The sequence below is a fragment of the Hwanghaeella sp. LZ110 genome, from assembly GCF_048892525.1.
In the GTDB taxonomy this organism is placed as follows: Bacteria; Pseudomonadota; Alphaproteobacteria; order UBA8366; family Aestuariispiraceae; genus Pacificispira.
Genome location: NZ_JBLZHT010000006.1, coordinates 122,544 through 139,262, shown reverse-complemented (window position 1 = coordinate 139,262; position 16,719 = coordinate 122,544). Strand labels below are relative to the sequence as shown.

General features: G+C 56.4%; 26 protein-coding genes. All 26 read left to right on the top strand.

The window, feature by feature from the left end; translation table 11 throughout:
• The first annotated feature begins 1 nt into the window (after position 1).
• Positions 2 to 382, top strand: a complete 381-nt coding sequence (gene rplV / locus ACOSDM_RS13815) for a 50S ribosomal protein L22 (protein WP_420725125.1) — start codon at positions 2 to 4, stop codon at positions 380 to 382.
• Entirely contained in the window at positions 382 to 1,095 is a 714-nt protein-coding gene (gene rpsC, locus ACOSDM_RS13810; RefSeq protein WP_420725124.1) for a 30S ribosomal protein S3, read from the top strand. Before rplV ends, rpsC begins: the two co-directional genes overlap by 1 nt.
• Before the next feature lie 120 nt (positions 1,096 to 1,215).
• Positions 1,216 to 1,629, top strand: a complete 414-nt coding sequence (gene rplP, locus ACOSDM_RS13805) for a 50S ribosomal protein L16 (RefSeq protein ID WP_420725123.1) — start codon at positions 1,216 to 1,218, stop codon at positions 1,627 to 1,629.
• A 12-nt stretch (positions 1,630 to 1,641) separates the two neighbouring features.
• Positions 1,642 to 1,854 carry a 50S ribosomal protein L29 gene (gene rpmC, locus ACOSDM_RS13800; protein WP_420725122.1) on the top strand — a complete coding sequence of 71 codons (213 nt, stop codon included), beginning with the start codon at positions 1,642 to 1,644 and terminating at the stop codon, positions 1,852 to 1,854.
• A 31-nt stretch (positions 1,855 to 1,885) separates the two neighbouring features.
• On the top strand, positions 1,886 to 2,125 hold the full coding sequence (rpsQ, locus tag ACOSDM_RS13795; protein ID WP_420725121.1) for a 30S ribosomal protein S17: 240 nt from the start codon (positions 1,886 to 1,888) through the stop codon (positions 2,123 to 2,125).
• A 28-nt stretch (positions 2,126 to 2,153) separates the two neighbouring features.
• Positions 2,154 to 2,522: a 50S ribosomal protein L14 gene (gene rplN / locus ACOSDM_RS13790; protein WP_420725120.1), complete on the top strand. Its 369-nt coding sequence runs from the start codon at positions 2,154 to 2,156 to the stop codon at positions 2,520 to 2,522.
• A 1-nt stretch (position 2,523) separates the two neighbouring features.
• Positions 2,524 to 2,841 carry a 50S ribosomal protein L24 gene (rplX, locus tag ACOSDM_RS13785; protein WP_420725119.1) on the top strand — a complete coding sequence of 106 codons (318 nt, stop codon included), beginning with the start codon at positions 2,524 to 2,526 and terminating at the stop codon, positions 2,839 to 2,841.
• A gap of 35 nt (positions 2,842 to 2,876) precedes the next feature.
• Positions 2,877 to 3,437 carry a 50S ribosomal protein L5 gene (gene rplE / locus ACOSDM_RS13780; protein WP_420725118.1) on the top strand — a complete coding sequence of 187 codons (561 nt, stop codon included), beginning with the start codon at positions 2,877 to 2,879 and terminating at the stop codon, positions 3,435 to 3,437.
• Between the two features lie 19 nt (positions 3,438 to 3,456).
• The gene (gene rpsN, locus ACOSDM_RS13775) at positions 3,457 to 3,762 is read left to right on the top strand and encodes a 30S ribosomal protein S14 (RefSeq protein WP_420725117.1); all 306 of its coding nucleotides are present in this window, start codon (positions 3,457 to 3,459) and stop codon (positions 3,760 to 3,762) included.
• A gap of 13 nt (positions 3,763 to 3,775) precedes the next feature.
• Positions 3,776 to 4,174 (top strand): 30S ribosomal protein S8, encoded by a 399-nt coding sequence (gene rpsH / locus ACOSDM_RS13770; protein WP_420725116.1) that lies wholly within the window; start codon positions 3,776 to 3,778, stop codon positions 4,172 to 4,174.
• A 16-nt stretch (positions 4,175 to 4,190) separates the two neighbouring features.
• Complete coding sequence (rplF, locus tag ACOSDM_RS13765; protein ID WP_420725115.1) at positions 4,191 to 4,730, top strand: 50S ribosomal protein L6; 540 nt, start codon at positions 4,191 to 4,193, stop codon at positions 4,728 to 4,730.
• A 12-nt stretch (positions 4,731 to 4,742) separates the two neighbouring features.
• Positions 4,743 to 5,105 carry a 50S ribosomal protein L18 gene (gene rplR / locus ACOSDM_RS13760; protein ID WP_420725114.1) on the top strand — a complete coding sequence of 121 codons (363 nt, stop codon included), beginning with the start codon at positions 4,743 to 4,745 and terminating at the stop codon, positions 5,103 to 5,105.
• Between the two features lie 18 nt (positions 5,106 to 5,123).
• Entirely contained in the window at positions 5,124 to 5,741 is a 618-nt protein-coding gene (gene rpsE / locus ACOSDM_RS13755) for a 30S ribosomal protein S5 (RefSeq protein ID WP_420725113.1), read from the top strand.
• Positions 5,734 to 5,928, top strand: coding sequence for a 50S ribosomal protein L30 (rpmD, locus tag ACOSDM_RS13750; RefSeq protein ID WP_420725112.1), 195 nt, complete (start codon positions 5,734 to 5,736; stop codon positions 5,926 to 5,928). The genes rpsE and rpmD overlap by 8 nt, the downstream gene beginning before the upstream one ends.
• Positions 5,929 to 5,983: 55 nt before the next feature.
• On the top strand, positions 5,984 to 6,523 hold the full coding sequence (rplO, locus tag ACOSDM_RS13745) for a 50S ribosomal protein L15 (protein ID WP_420725111.1): 540 nt from the start codon (positions 5,984 to 5,986) through the stop codon (positions 6,521 to 6,523).
• 211 nt (positions 6,524 to 6,734) lie between these two features.
• On the top strand, positions 6,735 to 8,087 hold the full coding sequence (secY, locus tag ACOSDM_RS13740; protein ID WP_420725110.1) for a preprotein translocase subunit SecY: 1,353 nt from the start codon (positions 6,735 to 6,737) through the stop codon (positions 8,085 to 8,087).
• Entirely contained in the window at positions 8,084 to 8,728 is a 645-nt protein-coding gene (locus tag ACOSDM_RS13735; RefSeq protein ID WP_420725109.1) for an adenylate kinase, read from the top strand. The genes secY and ACOSDM_RS13735 overlap by 4 nt, the downstream gene beginning before the upstream one ends.
• 311 nt (positions 8,729 to 9,039) lie before the next feature.
• The gene (gene rpsM / locus ACOSDM_RS13730) at positions 9,040 to 9,408 is read left to right on the top strand and encodes a 30S ribosomal protein S13 (protein ID WP_420725108.1); all 369 of its coding nucleotides are present in this window, start codon (positions 9,040 to 9,042) and stop codon (positions 9,406 to 9,408) included.
• Positions 9,409 to 9,481: 73 nt separating this feature from the next.
• Positions 9,482 to 9,868 carry a 30S ribosomal protein S11 gene (gene rpsK, locus ACOSDM_RS13725; RefSeq protein WP_420725107.1) on the top strand — a complete coding sequence of 129 codons (387 nt, stop codon included), beginning with the start codon at positions 9,482 to 9,484 and terminating at the stop codon, positions 9,866 to 9,868.
• 125 nt (positions 9,869 to 9,993) lie between these two features.
• Positions 9,994 to 11,028, top strand: a complete 1,035-nt coding sequence (locus ACOSDM_RS13720) for a DNA-directed RNA polymerase subunit alpha (RefSeq protein ID WP_420725106.1) — start codon at positions 9,994 to 9,996, stop codon at positions 11,026 to 11,028.
• 113 nt (positions 11,029 to 11,141) lie between these two features.
• Positions 11,142 to 11,558 (top strand): 50S ribosomal protein L17, encoded by a 417-nt coding sequence (gene rplQ, locus ACOSDM_RS13715; protein WP_420725105.1) that lies wholly within the window; start codon positions 11,142 to 11,144, stop codon positions 11,556 to 11,558.
• Positions 11,559 to 11,701: 143 nt separating this feature from the next.
• Positions 11,702 to 13,126 carry a Do family serine endopeptidase gene (locus ACOSDM_RS13710; RefSeq protein ID WP_420725104.1) on the top strand — a complete coding sequence of 475 codons (1,425 nt, stop codon included), beginning with the start codon at positions 11,702 to 11,704 and terminating at the stop codon, positions 13,124 to 13,126.
• Between the two features lie 4 nt (positions 13,127 to 13,130).
• On the top strand, positions 13,131 to 14,471 hold the full coding sequence (locus tag ACOSDM_RS13705; protein ID WP_420725103.1) for a replication-associated recombination protein A: 1,341 nt from the start codon (positions 13,131 to 13,133) through the stop codon (positions 14,469 to 14,471).
• Positions 14,472 to 14,481: 10 nt separating this feature from the next.
• Positions 14,482 to 15,228 (top strand): TerC family protein, encoded by a 747-nt coding sequence (locus ACOSDM_RS13700; protein ID WP_420725102.1) that lies wholly within the window; start codon positions 14,482 to 14,484, stop codon positions 15,226 to 15,228.
• A gap of 71 nt (positions 15,229 to 15,299) precedes the next feature.
• Entirely contained in the window at positions 15,300 to 15,680 is a 381-nt protein-coding gene (gene crcB / locus ACOSDM_RS13695; protein ID WP_420725101.1) for a fluoride efflux transporter CrcB, read from the top strand.
• A gap of 28 nt (positions 15,681 to 15,708) precedes the next feature.
• Positions 15,709 to 16,704, top strand: coding sequence for an RluA family pseudouridine synthase (locus tag ACOSDM_RS13690; RefSeq protein WP_420725100.1), 996 nt, complete (start codon positions 15,709 to 15,711; stop codon positions 16,702 to 16,704).
• Positions 16,705 to 16,719: the final 15 nt, after the last annotated feature.

The window sequence follows — 16,719 nt, the reverse complement described above, 5'->3', positions numbered from 1 at the left end:
GATGGGTAAGTCGGCAAGAGAACGGTCGCTGACCGATACGGAAGCCCGCTCGGTCCTCCACTCGATCCGGGTCAGCCCGCAAAAGCTGAACCTGGTCGCGACGATGATCCGTGGCAAAGATGTCGGTTCGGCATTGCATGATCTGACCTTCACGCATCGCCGCATTGCGGACACGGTGAAGAAGGCTCTGGAATCGGCTGTGGCCAATGCGGAAAACAATCACCAGCTGGACGTTGACCGGCTGTATGTCAAAGAAGCATTCGTCGGCAAGGCCTTCGTGATGAAACGCATGCGCCCCCGGGCGCGCGGTCGCGTCGGCAAAATTCAAAAGCCGTTTTCAAATCTCACCATTGTGGTGCGTGAGCGTGAGGAGGCCGCATAATGGGTCAGAAAATCAATCCAGTCGGTCTGCGCGTTGGAATCAACCGCACATGGGACTCTCGTTGGTACGCCGATAAGAATTATGCAGAATTGTTGCATAAAGATGTTGCAATGCGTGCCTATCTGCAGGACAAGCTGCAGGCCGCCGGGATTTCCCGTGTGGTGATTGAGCGTCCGGCAGGCCGCGCCCGTGTAACCATTCATACTGCCCGTCCGGGTGTTGTGATCGGTCGCAAGGGTCAGGATATCGAAAAGTTGCGTCGTGATTTGTCGACCCGCTTTGGCGGCGACATCGCGCTGAACATTATCGAAATCCGTAAGCCGGAACTGGATGCCAAGCTGGTCGCTGAAAATATTGCGCAGCAGCTTGAGCGTCGCGTTGCTTTCCGTCGCGCCATGAAGCGTGCGGTACAAAATGCCATGCGCATGGGCGCAGAAGGCATCCGGATCAATTGTGGTGGCCGTTTGGGCGGCGCGGAAATCGCGCGCACGGAATGGTACCGCGAAGGTCGGGTGCCGCTGCACACGTTGCGCGCGGATATCGATTATGGCACGGCTGAAGCAGCCACGACCTACGGGATCTGTGGTGTAAAGGTCTGGATCTTCAAGGGCGAAATCATGGCCCATGATCCATATGCCCAAGACAAGCGTTTGGCGGAACAGGGCGGCACAGCGTCGTCCAGCACCGGCAATACGGGCGGTGGCAACCGCTAAGACTATCGGCAAGGGTTTGCCGGAATTGAGGGTCGCCTCTGTTGGGCGGCTGGACACTGAAAGCGAACATGATGGGCTGGGTCTGATGATCCGCCCCTCTAAGAAAATGGGTTCAAGACGATGTTGTCACCGAAGCGCACGAAGTACCGCAAGCAGCATAAAGGCCGCATCCATGGCAATGCCAAGGGTGGAACCGCGCTGAACTTCGGTTCGATCGGCCTGAAAGCCATGGAGCCGGGCCGTGTTACCGCACGTCAGATCGAAGCCGCCCGTCGTGCTCTGGTCCGCCACATTCGGCGTCAGGGTAAGGTGTGGATTCGTATTTTCCCGGATGTGCCGGTCACGCAAAAGCCTGCCGAAGTCCGGATGGGTAAAGGTAAGGGGTCCGTTGAGTTCTGGGCCTGCCGCGTAAAGCCAGGTCGTGTGATGTTTGAAATGGACGGCGTGGCGCCTGAATTGGCCACAGTGGCATTTGAACTTGCGGCCGCGAAGATGCCGATTAAGTGCAAAATTGTCACCCGCATTGGTGGGTAAGGAAGCAAAGTCATGACCAAGATCACGGATCTGCGTCCCAAGACGGACGACGAATTGAAAGCGCAACTGACCGAGTTGCAAAAGGAACAATTCAACCTGCGTTTCCAGGCGGCCGGTGGCCAGTTGGAAAATACCGCGCGGGTTCAGGTGGTGCGCCGCGATATCGCGCGTATCAAGACATTGATGAATGATCGCCAGCGCGCCGCGCAGGCAACCACGGCTTAACGGTCGCGGATTTAGACGGAGGTTCGGATTCATGCCGAAACGCATTCTTACGGGGACAGTGGTCTCCAACGCGACTGACAAGACCATCGTGGTCAAGGTCGAACGCCGGGTTAAGCATCCGGTATTTGGAAAATTCGTGCGCTTGTCGAAGAAATTCATGGCGCATGACGAAAACAACACGGCGCAAGTGGGCGATCACGTCCGCATCCGCGAATGTCGGCCGATTTCCAAGCGTAAGTCTTGGGAATTGCTGGTCGGCGCGGACGCTTAACGTCGATACCTGATCGGGAGTAGGTGCAATGATTCAAATGCAAACCACACTCGATGTAGCGGACAATTCCGGTGCCCGGAAAGTCCAGTGCATCAAGGTGCTCGGCGGTTCAAAACGCCGCTTCGCATCGGTTGGCGATATTATCGTCGTATCGGTGAAGGAAGCCATTCCACGCGGCCGCGTGAAAAAGGGTGCGGTTCATCGCGCCGTTATCGTGCGGACCCGTAAGGAAATCGCCCGTCCGGATGGATCGACCATTAAGTTCGATACCAATGCGGCGGTTCTGATCAACAAAACGAAAGAGCCGATCGGCACGCGTATTTTTGGCCCGGTCGTGCGCGAACTGCGTGCCAAGCAGTTCATGAAAATCGTTTCCCTGGCGCCGGAGGTGATCTGATATGGCTGCGAAGATCAAAAAAGGCGACACTGTTGTGGTCCTGTCGGGCCGCGATAAGGGCAAAGAAGGTGAAGTTCTGACGGTATTGCCGAAAGAAAACCGGGCCACTGTGCAGGGTGTGAATATGGTCAAGCGCCATACCCGCCCCAGCCAGACGACCCAGGGCGGTATCGTTGAAAAGGAAGCCATGATCGACTTGTCTAACCTGGCGATCAAGGATCCGAAAACAGGGGAACCGACTCGCGTTGGTTTCAAAACTCTCGAGGACGGTCGCAAGGTACGTTTTGCCAAGCGATCCGGCGAAAATATCGACGCCTAAGGGCGACGGTTTTAGGAAGGTAAGGGATACGAGCGATGGCTGAAGATCGTTACGTCCCGCGGCTGAAGCAGCTTTACGACGAGAAGGTTAAAGCTGACCTGTTGCAGGAATTTGGGTACAAAAATGCCCTACAGGTGCCGCGGCTGGACAAGATTGTCGTCAATATGGGTGTCGGCGAAGCGTCGGCAGACCGTAAGAAGCTGACGAACGCAATTGCGGAAATGGCGCAAATCACCGGGCAAAAGCCGGTATCGACCAAAGCCAAGAAATCCGTCGCGGGCTTTAAAATCCGTGATGGCATGGCAATTGGCTGCAAGGTTACGCTGCGCGCGGACCGCATGTGGGAATTTCTGGACCGTCTGATCAACATCGCGCTGCCGCGCGTTCGCGATTTCCGCGGTATCAGTGCCAAAAGCTTCGATGGATACGGCAACTATGCCATGGGCCTGCGCGAGCAGATTGTTTTCCCTGAGATCGAATACGATCAGGTAGAAGACGTTCGCGGCATGGATATCATCATCTGCACGACGGCAGGAACGAATGAGGAGGCTTTGAGCCTGCTCACCAAGTTCAACATGCCGTTCGAAAAAGCGTAAGGCGGAGGAGAGAAATCCAATGGCTAAGAAAAGCTCCATTGAAAAGAACAATCGCCGCCGTAAGCTGTCCAAGCGTTATTCGAAAAAACGTGAGGCGCTTAAGGCACTGATCCACAATCGCGACCTTGCTCCGGAAGAGCGGTTCGCGGCGGTGATCAAGCTGGATAGCCTGCCGAAGAATGCGAGCCCGATCCGTGTGCGCAATCGTTGCGAAATCACGGGGCGTCCGCGCGCCTTCTACCGCAAGTTCCGTATTTCCCGTATCGCGCTGCGCGACATGGCCTCTCTTGGCCTTGTCCCCGGTGTGGTCAAGTCAAGCTGGTAAGGAGGATCAAGTCATGTCTATGAGTGATCCGCTTGGCGATATGCTCACCCGCATTCGTAACGGTCAACACGCCCGCAAGGCCGTGGTTCCGGTTCCTGCATCCAACATGCGCATGCGTGTTCTGGACGTATTGAAGCGCGAAGGGTTCATCCGTGGTTATTCTGAGTCGGAAGTCCGCCAGGGTATCCGGGAGCTGTCGATCGAATTGAAATACTCAGATGGCGAACCCGCCATTCGGGAAGTGTCGCGCGTGTCCAAGCCGGGCCGTCGCGTCTATTCAAAAATTAAGGATTTGCCCCGTTTCTACAACGGCCTTGGCATTCAGATCCTCTCTACCCCCCGGGGTGTGATGTCTGACGCCGAAGCCCGCGAAGCGAATGTCGGTGGCGAGATCCTTTGCCGCGTTTATTGATCGGGAGGAGAGAACGATGTCACGCATTGGTATCAATCCAGTAACGATCCCCAGCGGCGTAGATGTAACGCTGGCCAACGGCGTCATTACTGCCAAGGGCAAGAATGGCGAACAGCTGGTTAAGGTTCTGGAAAATGTCGAAGTCACGATTGACGACGGCAAGGTCACAGTGACCCCGTTGCTGAAAACCAAACGCGCCCGTCAGGCCTGGGGTACAACCCGCGCCTTGATCGCAAACGCGGTTGAAGGGGCAAGCACCGGTTTCACAAAGCGTCTTGAAGTGAACGGCGTTGGATATCGCGCGGCGGTTCAGGGGTCTACCCTGAAGCTGTCGCTTGGTTTCAGCCACGACGTGAATTTCCCAATCCCCAGCGATCTGAAGATCGTTGTGGAAGGCGACAAGAGCAACGTGATCTCGATTTCCGGCGCCTCTAAACAGCGCGTCGGTCAGATTGCCAGCGAAATTCGCGCCTATCGGCCGCCAGAGCCTTACAAAGGCAAAGGCGTTAAGTATTCGGACGAGACCATCCTTCGTAAAGAAGGTAAGAAGAAGTAAGGAACGGGTAAAATGCTCAAGACGAAAGAATTATTCGAGCGTCGTAAAGAGCGGACCCGCTTCAAGGTCCGCAAACTTGCGAATGGGCGTCCGCGGTTGTCGGTGTTCCGCTCTTCCAAACAGATCTATGCACAGATCATTGACGATCAGGCAGGGCGTACCCTGGCTGCAGCGTCTTCGATCGACAAGGATCTGAAAGGGAAGCTGAAGACCGGTGCAACGGTAGAGGCTGCTTCAGAAGTCGGCAAATTGCTGGCGGCACGGGCAAAAGACGCTGGTGTAGAAGTCGTGGTCTTTGATCGCGGCGGGTATAAATTCCATGGTCGGGTGAAGGCGCTGGCGGATGCCGCGCGTGAATCCGGTCTGACGTTTTAAGAGTCGGGAGCCGCTGATATGGCACGAGGACCGAGAGAAGATGGTGGTGGTAAAGGTCGCGGACGCGATCGGGACCGCGACAATAGCAACCGGGACAGCAACGAACCGGATCTGACCGAAAAGCTGGTCGCGATCAATCGCGTCGCCAAGGTCGTGAAGGGTGGGCGTCGCTTTGGCTTCGCCGCGTTGGTAATTGTCGGGGACGGCCGGGGTCGTGTTGGCTTCGGATCAGGCAAGGCGCGTGAAGTGCCCGAAGCGATCCGCAAGGCGACCGAACAGGCCCGCAAGACAATGATCCGCGTGCCGTTGCGGGAAGGTCGCACATTGCACCATGACATCAAGGGGCATTTCGGTGCCGGTCGTGTGATGATGCGCGCAGCCCCTCCGGGAACGGGAATTATCGCAGGGGGTCCAACCCGTGCGGTGTTTGAAGCCCTGGGCGTTCAGGACATTGTTGCCAAATCTATTGGCACGTCCAACCCCTACAATATGATCAAGGCTGCTTTTGACGGGCTGAAAAACAGCCAGTCACCGCGTATGGTGGCGTCCCGTCGGGGCTTGAAGGTCGCTGATCTGGTCGGTCGTCGTGATGACGGCGTGGACAACAGCGCCCAGGAGGCGATGAGCAATGGCTGATAAGAAAACCCTGACCGTGCGTCAGATCGGTAGCCCGATCCGTCGCCCCAAAGAACAGCGTGACACGCTGATCGGGCTGGGCCTGAACAAGATGGGCCGCACGCGGGTGTTGGAAGATACCCCGTCGGTGCGCGGAATGATCCGCAAGGTCCATCACATGGTGGAAATCGTCGAAGAGACCAAGTAACGCCGGGGGCTGTCCCCAGCAACCGTCTTTTCGCAAGCGTTTGAGGATGCGTATCATGAAACTCAACGAACTCGTCGACAACGAAGGGTCCCGCAAGGACCGCATGCGTGTTGGCCGTGGTGCCGGGTCCGGTAAGGGCAAAACCGGTGGTCGCGGTGTAAAGGGGCAGAAATCCCGCACGGGCGTGTCGATCAATGGTTTCGAAGGCGGGCAAATGCCGCTGTATCGGCGTGTGCCGAAACGCGGCTTTAACAATGTCAGCCGCAAGAACTTTGTCACCGTCAATATCGGTCGCGTCCAGAAATGGGTCGACGACGGCAAGCTGGACATCAGCAAGACCGTGGATGCGGCTGCGCTGGTCGCGTCCGGTCTGTTGACCCAGGCCCGGGATGGCGTGCGCCTGTTGGGCAATGGGGAATTGACGGCTAAGATCAATTTTGACATTGCGGGTGCTTCTAAAACGGCAGTCGATGCGGTGGAAAAAGCCGGTGGCTCTGTCACTGTGCCGACCCCGGTTGCAAAGAAGGAAGGCAAGCGCGTCGCGCGTCGCAAAGAAGCGGCAACAAAACGTGAGGCGCGGCTCGCCGCAAAGTAAGACTTCTGCTGGCCCGTAAGGGTCGGACGGTAACGCGCGGGTCGGGGCGATGAGACGAGATAAAGTCCTTTCGCCCCGCTCGCGCATTTCCTATATACGATGCTCGTATATACGGTATGTGTGCACACACAGGGCGTCCCTGCAGGCTTCAGCCTCCTGAAGAAGTGGGATCCGCGCCCCGGTGGTCAGAGGATGAGGACGGGACAGACCCATGGCATCAGCCGCGGAACAACTGGCAGCGAACTTCAATTTCAGCTCGATCGCGAAAGCGACAGAGCTTAAGCAGCGACTGTGGTTTACCCTTGGCGCATTGATTGTGTACCGGATCGGAACCTATATTCCTCTGCCGGGCATTGATCCGACCATCCTGAATGACATTTTCGAACAACAGCGCGGCGGCGTGCTGGATATGGTCAACGCCTTTGCGGGCGGGGCCATCGGGCGCATGGCAATTTTTGCGCTTGGCATCATGCCATACATTTCCGCCTCTATTATCATGCAGTTGCTGACCACCGTGTTTCCAACGCTGGAGCAATTGAAGAAAGAGGGCGAAACCGGCCGCAAGAAAATCAATCAGTATACCCGTTACCTGACCGTCGTTCTGGCTGTGGTTCAGGGTTATGGGATCGCTGTTGGTCTGGAAGGTCTGCAAACCTCAACCGGGGCCAGTGCTGTTGTGGATCCGGGCATGTTCTTCCGGGCCTCTGCGGTTATCACGCTGGTTGGCGGGACGGTTTTCATGATGTGGCTGGGCGAACAGATCACCCAGCGGGGCGTCGGTAACGGTATTTCGCTGATTATTTTCTCCGGGATTGTGGCTGGTTTCCCTGCTGCCCTGGCTGCGACCTTTGAACTGGGCCGCAGCGGCCAGCTGTCCACTCCCCTGTTGCTGGGTGTTTTGATCCTGGCGGTGGCTGTGATTGTGTTCATTGTTTTTGTCGAGCGGGCTCAGCGCCGAATTCTGGTTCAGTATCCCAAGCGCCAGGTTGGCAATAAGATGTTTGGCGGCGACAGCTCACACCTGCCGTTGAAGCTTAACACGGCAGGCGTGATCCCCCCGATTTTCGCAAGCTCGATCCTGTTGATGCCGTTGACGGTCGCTAATTTCTCTGGCCCGTCCAGCACTGATGGTGGGATTCTGTCCTTCCTGACGGCCAATCTGGGCCATGGTCAGCCCCTGTATCTGGCCTTGTATGTCTCGATGATCGTGTTCTTTGCGTTTTTCTATACCGCAGTTGTGTTCAATCCAACCGACACCGCTGACAATCTGAAGCGCAATGGTGGTTTTGTTCCAGGGATTCGCCCCGGCAAGAATACGGCTGATTATCTGGATTATGTCCTGACACGCCTGACGGTGATTGGTGCGGCCTATCTGGCAATCGTTTGTATCCTGCCGGAAATTCTGATCGCCAACCTGTCTGTTCCTTTTTATCTTGGCGGAACGACGTTGTTGATTGTTGTCACGGTGACGATGGATACGGTAACGCAAATTCAAAGCCATTTGATTGCGCATCAGTATGAAGGGCTGATCAAGAAGTCCAAGCTGCGGGGGAAAAAACGATGAACATCATTCTGCTGGGTCCGCCCGGCGCGGGGAAGGGAACCCAGGCGAAGCGTCTGGAAGAATCTCGCGGCATGGTGCAATTGTCTACCGGCGATATGCTGCGCGCCGAAGTACAAAGCGAAAGCGCCCTGGGCAAGGAAGCAAAGGCTGTGATGGATGCGGGCAAACTGGTGTCCGATGCCCTGGTGATTGGCATTATTGGCAACCGCATTGACCAGCCGGACTGCAATAATGGTTTTATCCTGGACGGTTTCCCGCGCACGGTTGCGCAGGCCGAAGCCCTGGACGGGATGCTGGAAGAAAAAGGTATGACCTTGGATGCGGTCATCGAAATGAAGGTTGATGACGCGGCACTGACAGAGCGGATCACCGGGCGTTATACCTGTGGGACCTGTGGTCAGGGATATCACGACACATTTCATAAGCCGGCAAAGCCAGGCATATGTGACAAATGCGGCGGGACAGAGTTTAAGCGTCGCGCCGATGACAATGCGGAAACCGTGACATCACGGTTGGAAGCCTATCACGCACAGACGGCGCCAATCCTGCCGTATTATGCGGATAAGGGCATGCTGAAATCTGTAGATGGCATGGCCGATATGGACGAAGTAACCCGTCAAATCGAGAAGGTGCTCGGTTAAGATCGAGACCCTTGTCATGATGGTGTAAGAAAAACTGAAACTCTGGATGTTTTCAGGGTGGTGGTGCGTTGACAAGCGGGCGGTTTTCCCTATACTCCGCGCGCTTTACTGGGTGGTTGTCCAGAAGCGCTTGAAATATAAGCGACTTCGCGAGTCACGCCATGCAGTTGAATCGAATTTGGGACCGATAGGGTCCAGGCAGATCAAGAGACGGACTTAAAAAAGTTCAAAAAATTGATCTGATCGTAATCTGAGTTGATCGATGGAGACGTCGCAGACGTCTCCTAAACACGTTTGAAGGAGTACGCGACGTGGCACGTATCGCCGGCGTTAACATCCCGACCAACAAGCGAGTGCTGGTCGCGCTGACTTACATTACCGGCATTGGCCCTGCGAAATCTGTAGAGATTTTGGGCAAATGCACCATTGATCCCACCAAGCGCGTGAACGAGCTGGGGGAAGATGAACTGGCCCGGATCCGTGAAGTGATCGATCGGGACTATACGGTAGAGGGTGACCTGCGCCGTGAAGTCGCGATGAACATCAAGCGTCTGATGGACCTTGGTTGCTATCGCGGCCTGCGTCACCGCAAGGGCCTGCCGGTTCGGGGTCAGCGCACCCACACGAATGCGCGCACCCGCAAGGGCCCTGCCCGCGCGATCGCTGGTAAGAAGAAGTAATACGGTCTGCCAGTTGGCAGGGCGGCGCGGGGCATTTCTGTACCCGCGTGCGAAATGAAGGACGGAATAGACTATGGCTAAGGCTCCGGTTCGTAAGCGTAAAGAGCGGAAGAATATCGCAGCGGGCATCGCCCATGTGAATTCGACGTTCAATAATACGATGATCACCATCACCGATGTGCAGGGAAACACGATTTCCTGGTCGTCTGCAGGCTCTAAGGGCTTCAAGGGCAGTCGGAAATCCACTCCTTTCGCGGCACAGATGGCGGCGGAAGATGCGGGTGCCAAGGCACAGGACCACGGCGTCAAGACCCTGGAAGTCAATGTGAAGGGTCCTGGTTCAGGGCGTGAGTCGGCGCTGCGCGCGCTGCAGTCGGTTGGGTTCCAGATTACCGGTATCCGCGACGTCACCCCCATTCCCCACAATGGTTGCCGTCCGCGCAAGCGTCGTCGGGTTTAATTCTTCGGCTTGCGATCCCATCCCTGATTTCGGGATGGGGCGCGCCGCGATCCCGCCATCGATCTGATAGGATCGAATTATAAGGCAGGATCCTTTTTTACTTTAGCTGTGAGGCGAGAACCAACATGAATGATGTTACCGCGAACGCCCAGAAGAACTGGCAAGCCCTGATCAAGCCGAAGAAGCTGGAAATCGCCTCGGGCTATGATGCCCGTCGCATCGCGACTGTTGTTGCTGAGCCGCTGGAACGTGGCTTTGGCCTGACGCTGGGGAATGCCCTGCGTCGCGTTTTGCTCAGCTCTTTGCAGGGCGCTGCGGTCACCGCAATCCAGATCGATGGCGTATTGCACGAATTCTCCTCGATCCAGGGTGTGCGGGAAGATGTCACTGACATCGTCTTGAATGTGAAAGCCCTGGCTCTGCGTATGCATGGCGAAGGCCCGAAGAAGATGCGCCTGTCCTGTGAAGGTCCTTGTGAAGTGACCGCTGGCATGATCGAAACCGGCCATGACATCGAAGTCATGAACCCCGACCTGCCGCTCTGCACGCTGGACAGCGGTGCGTCACTGAACATCGAATTCACCGTTGAAAATGGCATGGGCTATGTGCCTGCGACCCAGAACCGTCCGGAAGATGCGCCAATCGGCCTGATCCCGGTCGACTCCGTGTTCAGCCCGGTCCGCAAGGTATCCTACAAGGTGGAAAATACCCGCGTTGGTCAGGTCACCGACTATGACAAGCTGTCCATGTCGCTGGAAACCAATGGCGCGGTTACCCCGGATGATGCCGTAGCCCTGGCCGCCCGCGTGTTGCAGGATCAGCTTCAGGTCTTCATCAACTTCGAAGAGCCGGAAATCCGTACCGAAGAAGATCGCCCGTCGGAACTGCCGTTCAACAAGAACATGCTGCGCAAGGTCGACGAATTGGAACTGTCGGTTCGCTCTGCCAACTGCCTGAAGAACGACAACATCGTCTATATCGGCGATCTGGTTCAGAAGACGGAATCGGAAATGCTCCGGACCCCGAATTTCGGTCGCAAGTCGCTGAACGAAATCAAGGAAGTGCTGGGCCAGATGGGTCTGTCACTGGGTATGGAAATCAACAATTGGCCGCCTGAGAATATCGAAGATCTGGCCAAGAAACTGGAAGAGCCCTTTTAAGAAGGACTTTCCCAGCGCGTAAGAGTACCGCGTTCAAGTCCCCCGTCGGCTGTAGCCTAGAGCGACCGGCGGAGACGCACCCGAAACCATTGTTATTTTAAAGGACGAAAGCCATGCGGCACCTGAAAGACGGACGGAAACTTAATCGGACAGCCGAACACCGCAAAGCGATGTTTGCCAATATGTCCAATGCCCTGATCAAACACGAGCAGATCGTGACCACGCTGCCGAAAGCCAAAGAGTTGAAGCGCGTCGCGGAAAAGCTGATCACGCTTGGCAAAAAGGGTGGCCTGCATCGCCGCCGCCAGGCCTATTCGCAACTGCGCGATGAAACCATGGTCAAGAAGCTGTTCGACGTATTGGGCCCGCGCTATGAATCGCGCCCGGGCGGTTATACCCGCGTTCTGAAGGCCGGTTTCCGCTATGGCGACAACGCGCCGATGGCCGTGATCGAACTGGTTGAACGCGACGAATTGGCCAAGGGTCAGGACAGCGGTCCTGTGGCTGAAAAGGTCGAAACTGAAGAATAAGGCGCAAGCCACTGAATTGACAGAAGGGCGGTTCCGAAATCGGGCCGCCCTTTTTCTTTAGGCTGATTTTCTGTCGGCGTCTGGTTCAGGAAGGATTGTCGCAATGCCTTCCCAAACACCGATGGAATGCTTAGATTACCGCCATGCGAGATACATTCATGAAATTCATTCCCCGCGTTGTTCTGCTCTTCGGACTGTTGGCCCTTCCTCAAGGGGCCATCGCCGAAACAACGCCTGTCGTCCCCCAATCAGCGCAACAGGTACGACTCAGCTATGCGCCCTTGGTGGATGCGGTTGCTCCTGCGGTTGTGAATATTTACACCCGCAAGACAGTGGCCGCCCGGGGACCGCAAAGTCCCTTGTTCAGCGATCCCTTCTTTCAGCGGTTTTTCGGCAATGCCTTTCCCGGTACCCAACAGCGCCGCCAGGAAAACTCCCTGGGGTCGGGCGTCATTGTTTCCGAGTCTGGACTGGTTGTGACAAACCATCATGTGATCGCCGATGCGGATGATATTCAGGTGATCCTGCGGGATCGGCGCGAATTTAAAGCAACAGTGCTGGTATCGGATGAGCGCACGGATCTGTCGGTCCTGCAATTGGTCGATGTAAAAGGGGCCTTGCCCGTTGGCAGGCTGGGGGATTCTGATGCCGTTGCGGTTGGGGATTTGGTGCTGGCGATTGGCAATCCCTTTGGCGTTGGTCAGACGGTGACCAGTGGGATTGTTTCGGGTCTGGCGCGAACATCGCTGGATATCTCGGACTATCAATCTTTTATCCAGACCGATGCCGCGATCAATCCCGGCAATTCCGGGGGCGCGTTGGTTGCAATGGATGGGTCGATCATCGGAATCAATACAGCGATATTCTCAAAGACCGGCGGGTCCCAGGGCATCGGGTTCGCCATTCCATCGATCATGGTAAAAGCCATTCTGACCAGCGCGACATCTGGAACGCCCCTGCTGCGCCCCTGGCTGGGTTTTGACAGCAAGGTGGTGGATTGGGATATTGCCAATGCCTTGGGAATGGATGTTCCCCATGGCCTGATCGTTGAACATGTGCGCCAGAACGGTCCTGCCGATCAGGCCGGCCTGAAATCGGGCGATATCATTCTCAGCGCAGATGGGAAGATTATTGAGGATGCCCAAAACCTGCGTTTCCGGGTGGCGACCAAAGGGGTCGGTCAGACTGTAAAACTGAGATTTCTGCGAGACGGCACCGCGATGGAAGCAAACTTTGTGTTGCAAGTGCCGCCGGAAGACCCCCCGAAAGACCCGGTCGTGGTGCGCAGCAATGCTCCCTTTGCGGGTGCGGTTTTTGTTAATCTGTCGCCGGCATTGACGGAGGAATTAAATCTGCGATTGGATCGCTCTGGGGTGATGGTGATGGAAGTTGCCCGTGGATCACCGGCCGCGCGGATGGGGCTGCGTCCGGGTGATTTGCTGAAATCTGTGAATGACTATGCGATCAAACTGACGGAAGATTTGCGCGACGTCTTGTCTGATCCGCCCAGAACATGGCGCATGGTGTTTGATCGCAACGGGGAAACCCGAACCATCGAAGCCCGGTGACAGCATGGCAACGCCGCCCCCCGGAGTGTCAGGTGGTGGACTGTCTGGTGGTCTGTTCGAAGCAGATGCCCCCCGCCCCCTGGCGGATCGGTTGCGCCCAAAGGACCTGACAGAAGTCTATGGTCAGGATCACCTGATCGGGCCCCAGGGCAGCCTGCGCCGGATGCTGGATAACAAGCGGCTGACCTCCATGATTCTGTGGGGTGGGCCGGGCTGTGGCAAGACCACATTGGCACGCCTGATCGCAGAAGGCAGCGGATTGGTGTTCGAGCCCCTGTCGGCTGTCTTTTCCGGCGTGGCGGATTTGCGCAAGGTTTTTGATCGCGCCCTTTCCCGTCGCCAGGCCGGGCAGGGAACGTTGCTTTTTGTTGATGAAATCCATCGCTTCAACCGCGCGCAACAGGATGGATTCCTGCCGGTGGTGGAAGATGGCACCATCATCCTGATCGGGGCGACCACGGAAAATCCCAGTTTTGAACTGAATGCTGCGCTCTTGTCGCGGTGTCAGGTCTTTGTCCTCAATCGGCTGGACGAGACCGCGATGGGTGAAATGCTGAAGCGTGCTGAGGAAACAGAAGGGCACAGCCTGCCCGTCGATGATGACGCGCGCACTGCCCTGATTGCCATGGCCGATGGCGATGGCCGGTATCTTTTGAACATGGCCGAAGCGCTGTTTGCCCTGGGCACCACGGAAAAGCTGACCCCGAAAGGCCTGGCCGGTGTGGTTCAGAAACGCCTGCCGGTCTATGACAAACATCAGGATAGCCATTTCAACCTGATCAGTGCCTTGCATAAATCCTTACGCGGATCGGATTGTGATGGGGCGCTGTATTGGTTCGCCCGAATTTTGGAAGGCGGCGAAGACCCTCTGTATGTCGCGCGGCGATTGGCGCGTTTTGCTTATGAAGATATCGGTCTTGCAGATCCTCAGGCGGCGCATCAGGCCTTGATGGCGTGGGATACCTATGAACGGCTGGGCAGCCCGGAAGGGGAACTGGCGCTGGCTCAGGCGGTAATCTATCTGGCGACCGCCCCGAAATCCAATGCTGCCTACACAGCCTATAAAGCGGCGCGGCGCACGGCGAAGGAAACCGGCTCCCTGATGCCGCCCAAACACATCCTGAATGCGCCGACATCGATGATGAAGGACCAGGGCTATGGCAAAGGCTATGCCTATGATCATGATGCCCCGGATGGTTTTTCGGGCCAGAATTACTTTCCAGAATCCATGTCGCGCGTTTCCCTGTACCAACCAGTGGAACGTGGGTTCGAGCGGGAAATCAAGAAGCGTTTAGAATACTGGGATGGCCTTCGGCGCAAACGCCGCGAAACAGATACGGATTAGGGGACCTGGAATGGAAGAGATACTCACATTAGTCGTCAGCCCAGCAGCCTGGATTGCGCTCTTGACCCTGATCGTTATGGAGATCGTGCTGGGGATCGACAATCTGGTCTTTGTCTCCATCCTGACCAATAAATTGCCGGAAGAAAACCGCGCCCGTGCCCGCACGATCGGGATCGGCGGGGCGCTGATCATGCGCCTGTTACTGTTGAGTCTGTTGTTCGTGCTGGTCGGGTTGACCGACCCGATATTTGCTGTTTTTGGGGAAGAGTTTTCCTGGCGTGACATTATACTGATTGCGGGCGGATTGTTCCTGGTCTGGAAGGCCACCACGGAAATTCACCATTCCGTTGACCCGGATGTGGAAGAAGAAATCGACCCCAAACGCGCTGTTGTGATGAATTTCGGCCTTACCATTGTCCAGATTCTGGCCTTGGATTTGGTCTTCTCTCTGGACAGTATCCTGACCGCCGTGGGGATGACTCCACATTTGCCCATCATGATCTGTGCTGTGATTGTGTCGGTCATTCTGATGCTGGTCGCCAGTGGTCCCCTGGCGCGGTTTATTGAGCAGAATCCCACAGTTGTGATGTTGGCGCTGGGCTTCCTGCTGATGATTGGGATGTTGTTGATTGCAGATGGCTTTGGCGTCCATGTTCCAAAAGGGTATGTCTATGCGGCGATGGCATTTTCTGGCGGTGTTGAGGCTTTGAATATGCTGGCCAGGCGCACCCGAAAGCGAAAGGGACAGGTGCACTAGTCTTGGCAGAGTTTCGAAATTGCCGATAGCAGCCCTTGCATCTGGCTGATTGGCGCAGCATAACGTCTTTTATGAACCCGATTATCGCCATTGCGGCGGGGGGCGCTGTTGGTGCGCTGGCCCGTCACTATTTCGCCGCCCAGGTTATGCGCTGGACCGGGGATGGGTTCCCGTGGGGAATTTTCGTCACGAATGTTCTGGGATCCTTTCTGATGGGCGTGCTGGTTCAGGTCTTTATGCATCTGGCGGAACCGATGCCAAATCTGCGCGCCTTTCTGGCGGTGGGTGTTCTGGGTGCCTTTACGACATTTTCGACATTCTCGCTGGAGATTGTCTCCCTGTTGAACCGGGGGCATCTTGGAATGGCGGCGCTTTACACTCTGGGGTCGGTTTGCCTTGCTGTGTTGGGCCTTTATGCCGGCATGATGCTGGCGCGCGCAATTCTGGGCTGACCCCTTATAATTTCTAGGAGAGACTGTGGTGCAAGGTGTTCAAACACTGGAAGTGCGCGATGATGAAGACGGCATGCGGCTGGATCGTTGGATCAAGTTGAAGTTTCCAGACATGCCCCACAGTCGCCTGCAAAAGGCGATGCGCAAGGGGGAACTGCGGATTGATGGCGGACGGGTGAAAAGCGATGCCCGCGTCGGTGCCGGTCAAACCGTGCGTGTACCACCCTATGAACCTGCCTCCACGGCCCCCCATAAACGCCCCCCCAAGCCGGTTGATCCAAAAGATGAAGCCTTTGCCAAGAAGCTGGTGATTTTCCGCAATGACGCCGTTCTGGCGATTGATAAGCCGCCGGGCCTGGCGGTCCAGGGTGGCAGCAAGACAGAGCGGCATGTCGATGCCATGCTGGAATTCCTGCATTTCGAGGAAATTGACCGGCCCCGCCTGGTGCACCGCCTGGATAAGGATACCAGCGGCGTGATGTTGCTGGCGCGGAACCGGAATTCCGCTGCGGCTCTTGGGCAGGCGCTAAAAGGGCGAGAGGTCAAAAAGATTTACTGGGCCATCACCGTTGGTGTTCCGACCCCTCACGAAGGATCAATCCATTTACCGCTGTCGAAGCTCGGTGGACCCGGGGGCGAGAAAGTCGTACCGGACGAGGAAAATGGCGATGTCGCCATCACCGAATTTAAGGTGCTGGACCAGGCAGCCCAGAAGATGGCGCTGGTGGCATTGTGGCCCAGGACTGGGCGCACCCATCAGATTCGCGCCCATCTGGCCGCCCTGGGCACGCCAATTCTGGGTGACGGGAAATATGGCGGCAAGGCGGCCTTTCCAGACGGGGATGAATTGCCCAAGGGGATGCATCTGCATGCGCGCTCCATCGTTCTGCCGCCCGGCATTTCTGGGGCGGGCACGTTGATCAAGGCGGCCCCGCCTTCCCATTTCCGGCGTACACTTGCGCTGTTTGAATTTGATACATCGGGTCCCGATATAGAAGATCCCTTCGCCGAACTTGAACAGTAAGACTGCGGGTGAGAT

Excerpts from the sequence above, each read along its gene's own strand:
- rpsH (WP_420725116.1), top strand. The coding sequence starts at position 3,776 with ATGTCTATGAGTGATCCGCTTGGCGATATGCTCACCCGCATTCGTAAC.
- ACOSDM_RS13700 (WP_420725102.1), top strand. The coding sequence starts at position 14,482 with ATGGAAGAGATACTCACATTAGTCGTCAGCCCAGCAGCCTGGATTGCG.
- ACOSDM_RS13710 (WP_420725104.1), top strand. The coding sequence starts at position 11,702 with ATGCGAGATACATTCATGAAATTCATTCCCCGCGTTGTTCTGCTCTTC.
- rpsE (WP_420725113.1), top strand. The coding sequence starts at position 5,124 with ATGGCACGAGGACCGAGAGAAGATGGTGGTGGTAAAGGTCGCGGACGC.
- rplN (WP_420725120.1), top strand. The coding sequence starts at position 2,154 with ATGATTCAAATGCAAACCACACTCGATGTAGCGGACAATTCCGGTGCC.
- rpsN (WP_420725117.1), top strand. The coding sequence starts at position 3,457 with ATGGCTAAGAAAAGCTCCATTGAAAAGAACAATCGCCGCCGTAAGCTG.
- ACOSDM_RS13720 (WP_420725106.1), top strand. The coding sequence starts at position 9,994 with ATGAATGATGTTACCGCGAACGCCCAGAAGAACTGGCAAGCCCTGATC.
- secY (WP_420725110.1), top strand. The coding sequence starts at position 6,735 with ATGGCATCAGCCGCGGAACAACTGGCAGCGAACTTCAATTTCAGCTCG.
- rplQ (WP_420725105.1), top strand. The coding sequence starts at position 11,142 with ATGCGGCACCTGAAAGACGGACGGAAACTTAATCGGACAGCCGAACAC.
- rplR (WP_420725114.1), top strand. The coding sequence starts at position 4,743 with ATGCTCAAGACGAAAGAATTATTCGAGCGTCGTAAAGAGCGGACCCGC.
- rplP (WP_420725123.1), top strand. The coding sequence starts at position 1,216 with ATGTTGTCACCGAAGCGCACGAAGTACCGCAAGCAGCATAAAGGCCGC.
- rplV (WP_420725125.1), top strand. The coding sequence starts at position 2 with ATGGGTAAGTCGGCAAGAGAACGGTCGCTGACCGATACGGAAGCCCGC.
- rpsQ (WP_420725121.1), top strand. The coding sequence starts at position 1,886 with ATGCCGAAACGCATTCTTACGGGGACAGTGGTCTCCAACGCGACTGAC.
- ACOSDM_RS13735 (WP_420725109.1), top strand. The coding sequence starts at position 8,084 with ATGAACATCATTCTGCTGGGTCCGCCCGGCGCGGGGAAGGGAACCCAG.
- rplE (WP_420725118.1), top strand. The coding sequence starts at position 2,877 with ATGGCTGAAGATCGTTACGTCCCGCGGCTGAAGCAGCTTTACGACGAG.
- rpmD (WP_420725112.1), top strand. The coding sequence starts at position 5,734 with ATGGCTGATAAGAAAACCCTGACCGTGCGTCAGATCGGTAGCCCGATC.
- ACOSDM_RS13705 (WP_420725103.1), top strand. The coding sequence starts at position 13,131 with ATGGCAACGCCGCCCCCCGGAGTGTCAGGTGGTGGACTGTCTGGTGGT.
- rpsC (WP_420725124.1), top strand. The coding sequence starts at position 382 with ATGGGTCAGAAAATCAATCCAGTCGGTCTGCGCGTTGGAATCAACCGC.
- rpsK (WP_420725107.1), top strand. The coding sequence starts at position 9,482 with ATGGCTAAGGCTCCGGTTCGTAAGCGTAAAGAGCGGAAGAATATCGCA.
- crcB (WP_420725101.1), top strand. The coding sequence starts at position 15,300 with ATGAACCCGATTATCGCCATTGCGGCGGGGGGCGCTGTTGGTGCGCTG.
- rplO (WP_420725111.1), top strand. The coding sequence starts at position 5,984 with ATGAAACTCAACGAACTCGTCGACAACGAAGGGTCCCGCAAGGACCGC.
- rpmC (WP_420725122.1), top strand. The coding sequence starts at position 1,642 with ATGACCAAGATCACGGATCTGCGTCCCAAGACGGACGACGAATTGAAA.
- rplF (WP_420725115.1), top strand. The coding sequence starts at position 4,191 with ATGTCACGCATTGGTATCAATCCAGTAACGATCCCCAGCGGCGTAGAT.
- rplX (WP_420725119.1), top strand. The coding sequence starts at position 2,524 with ATGGCTGCGAAGATCAAAAAAGGCGACACTGTTGTGGTCCTGTCGGGC.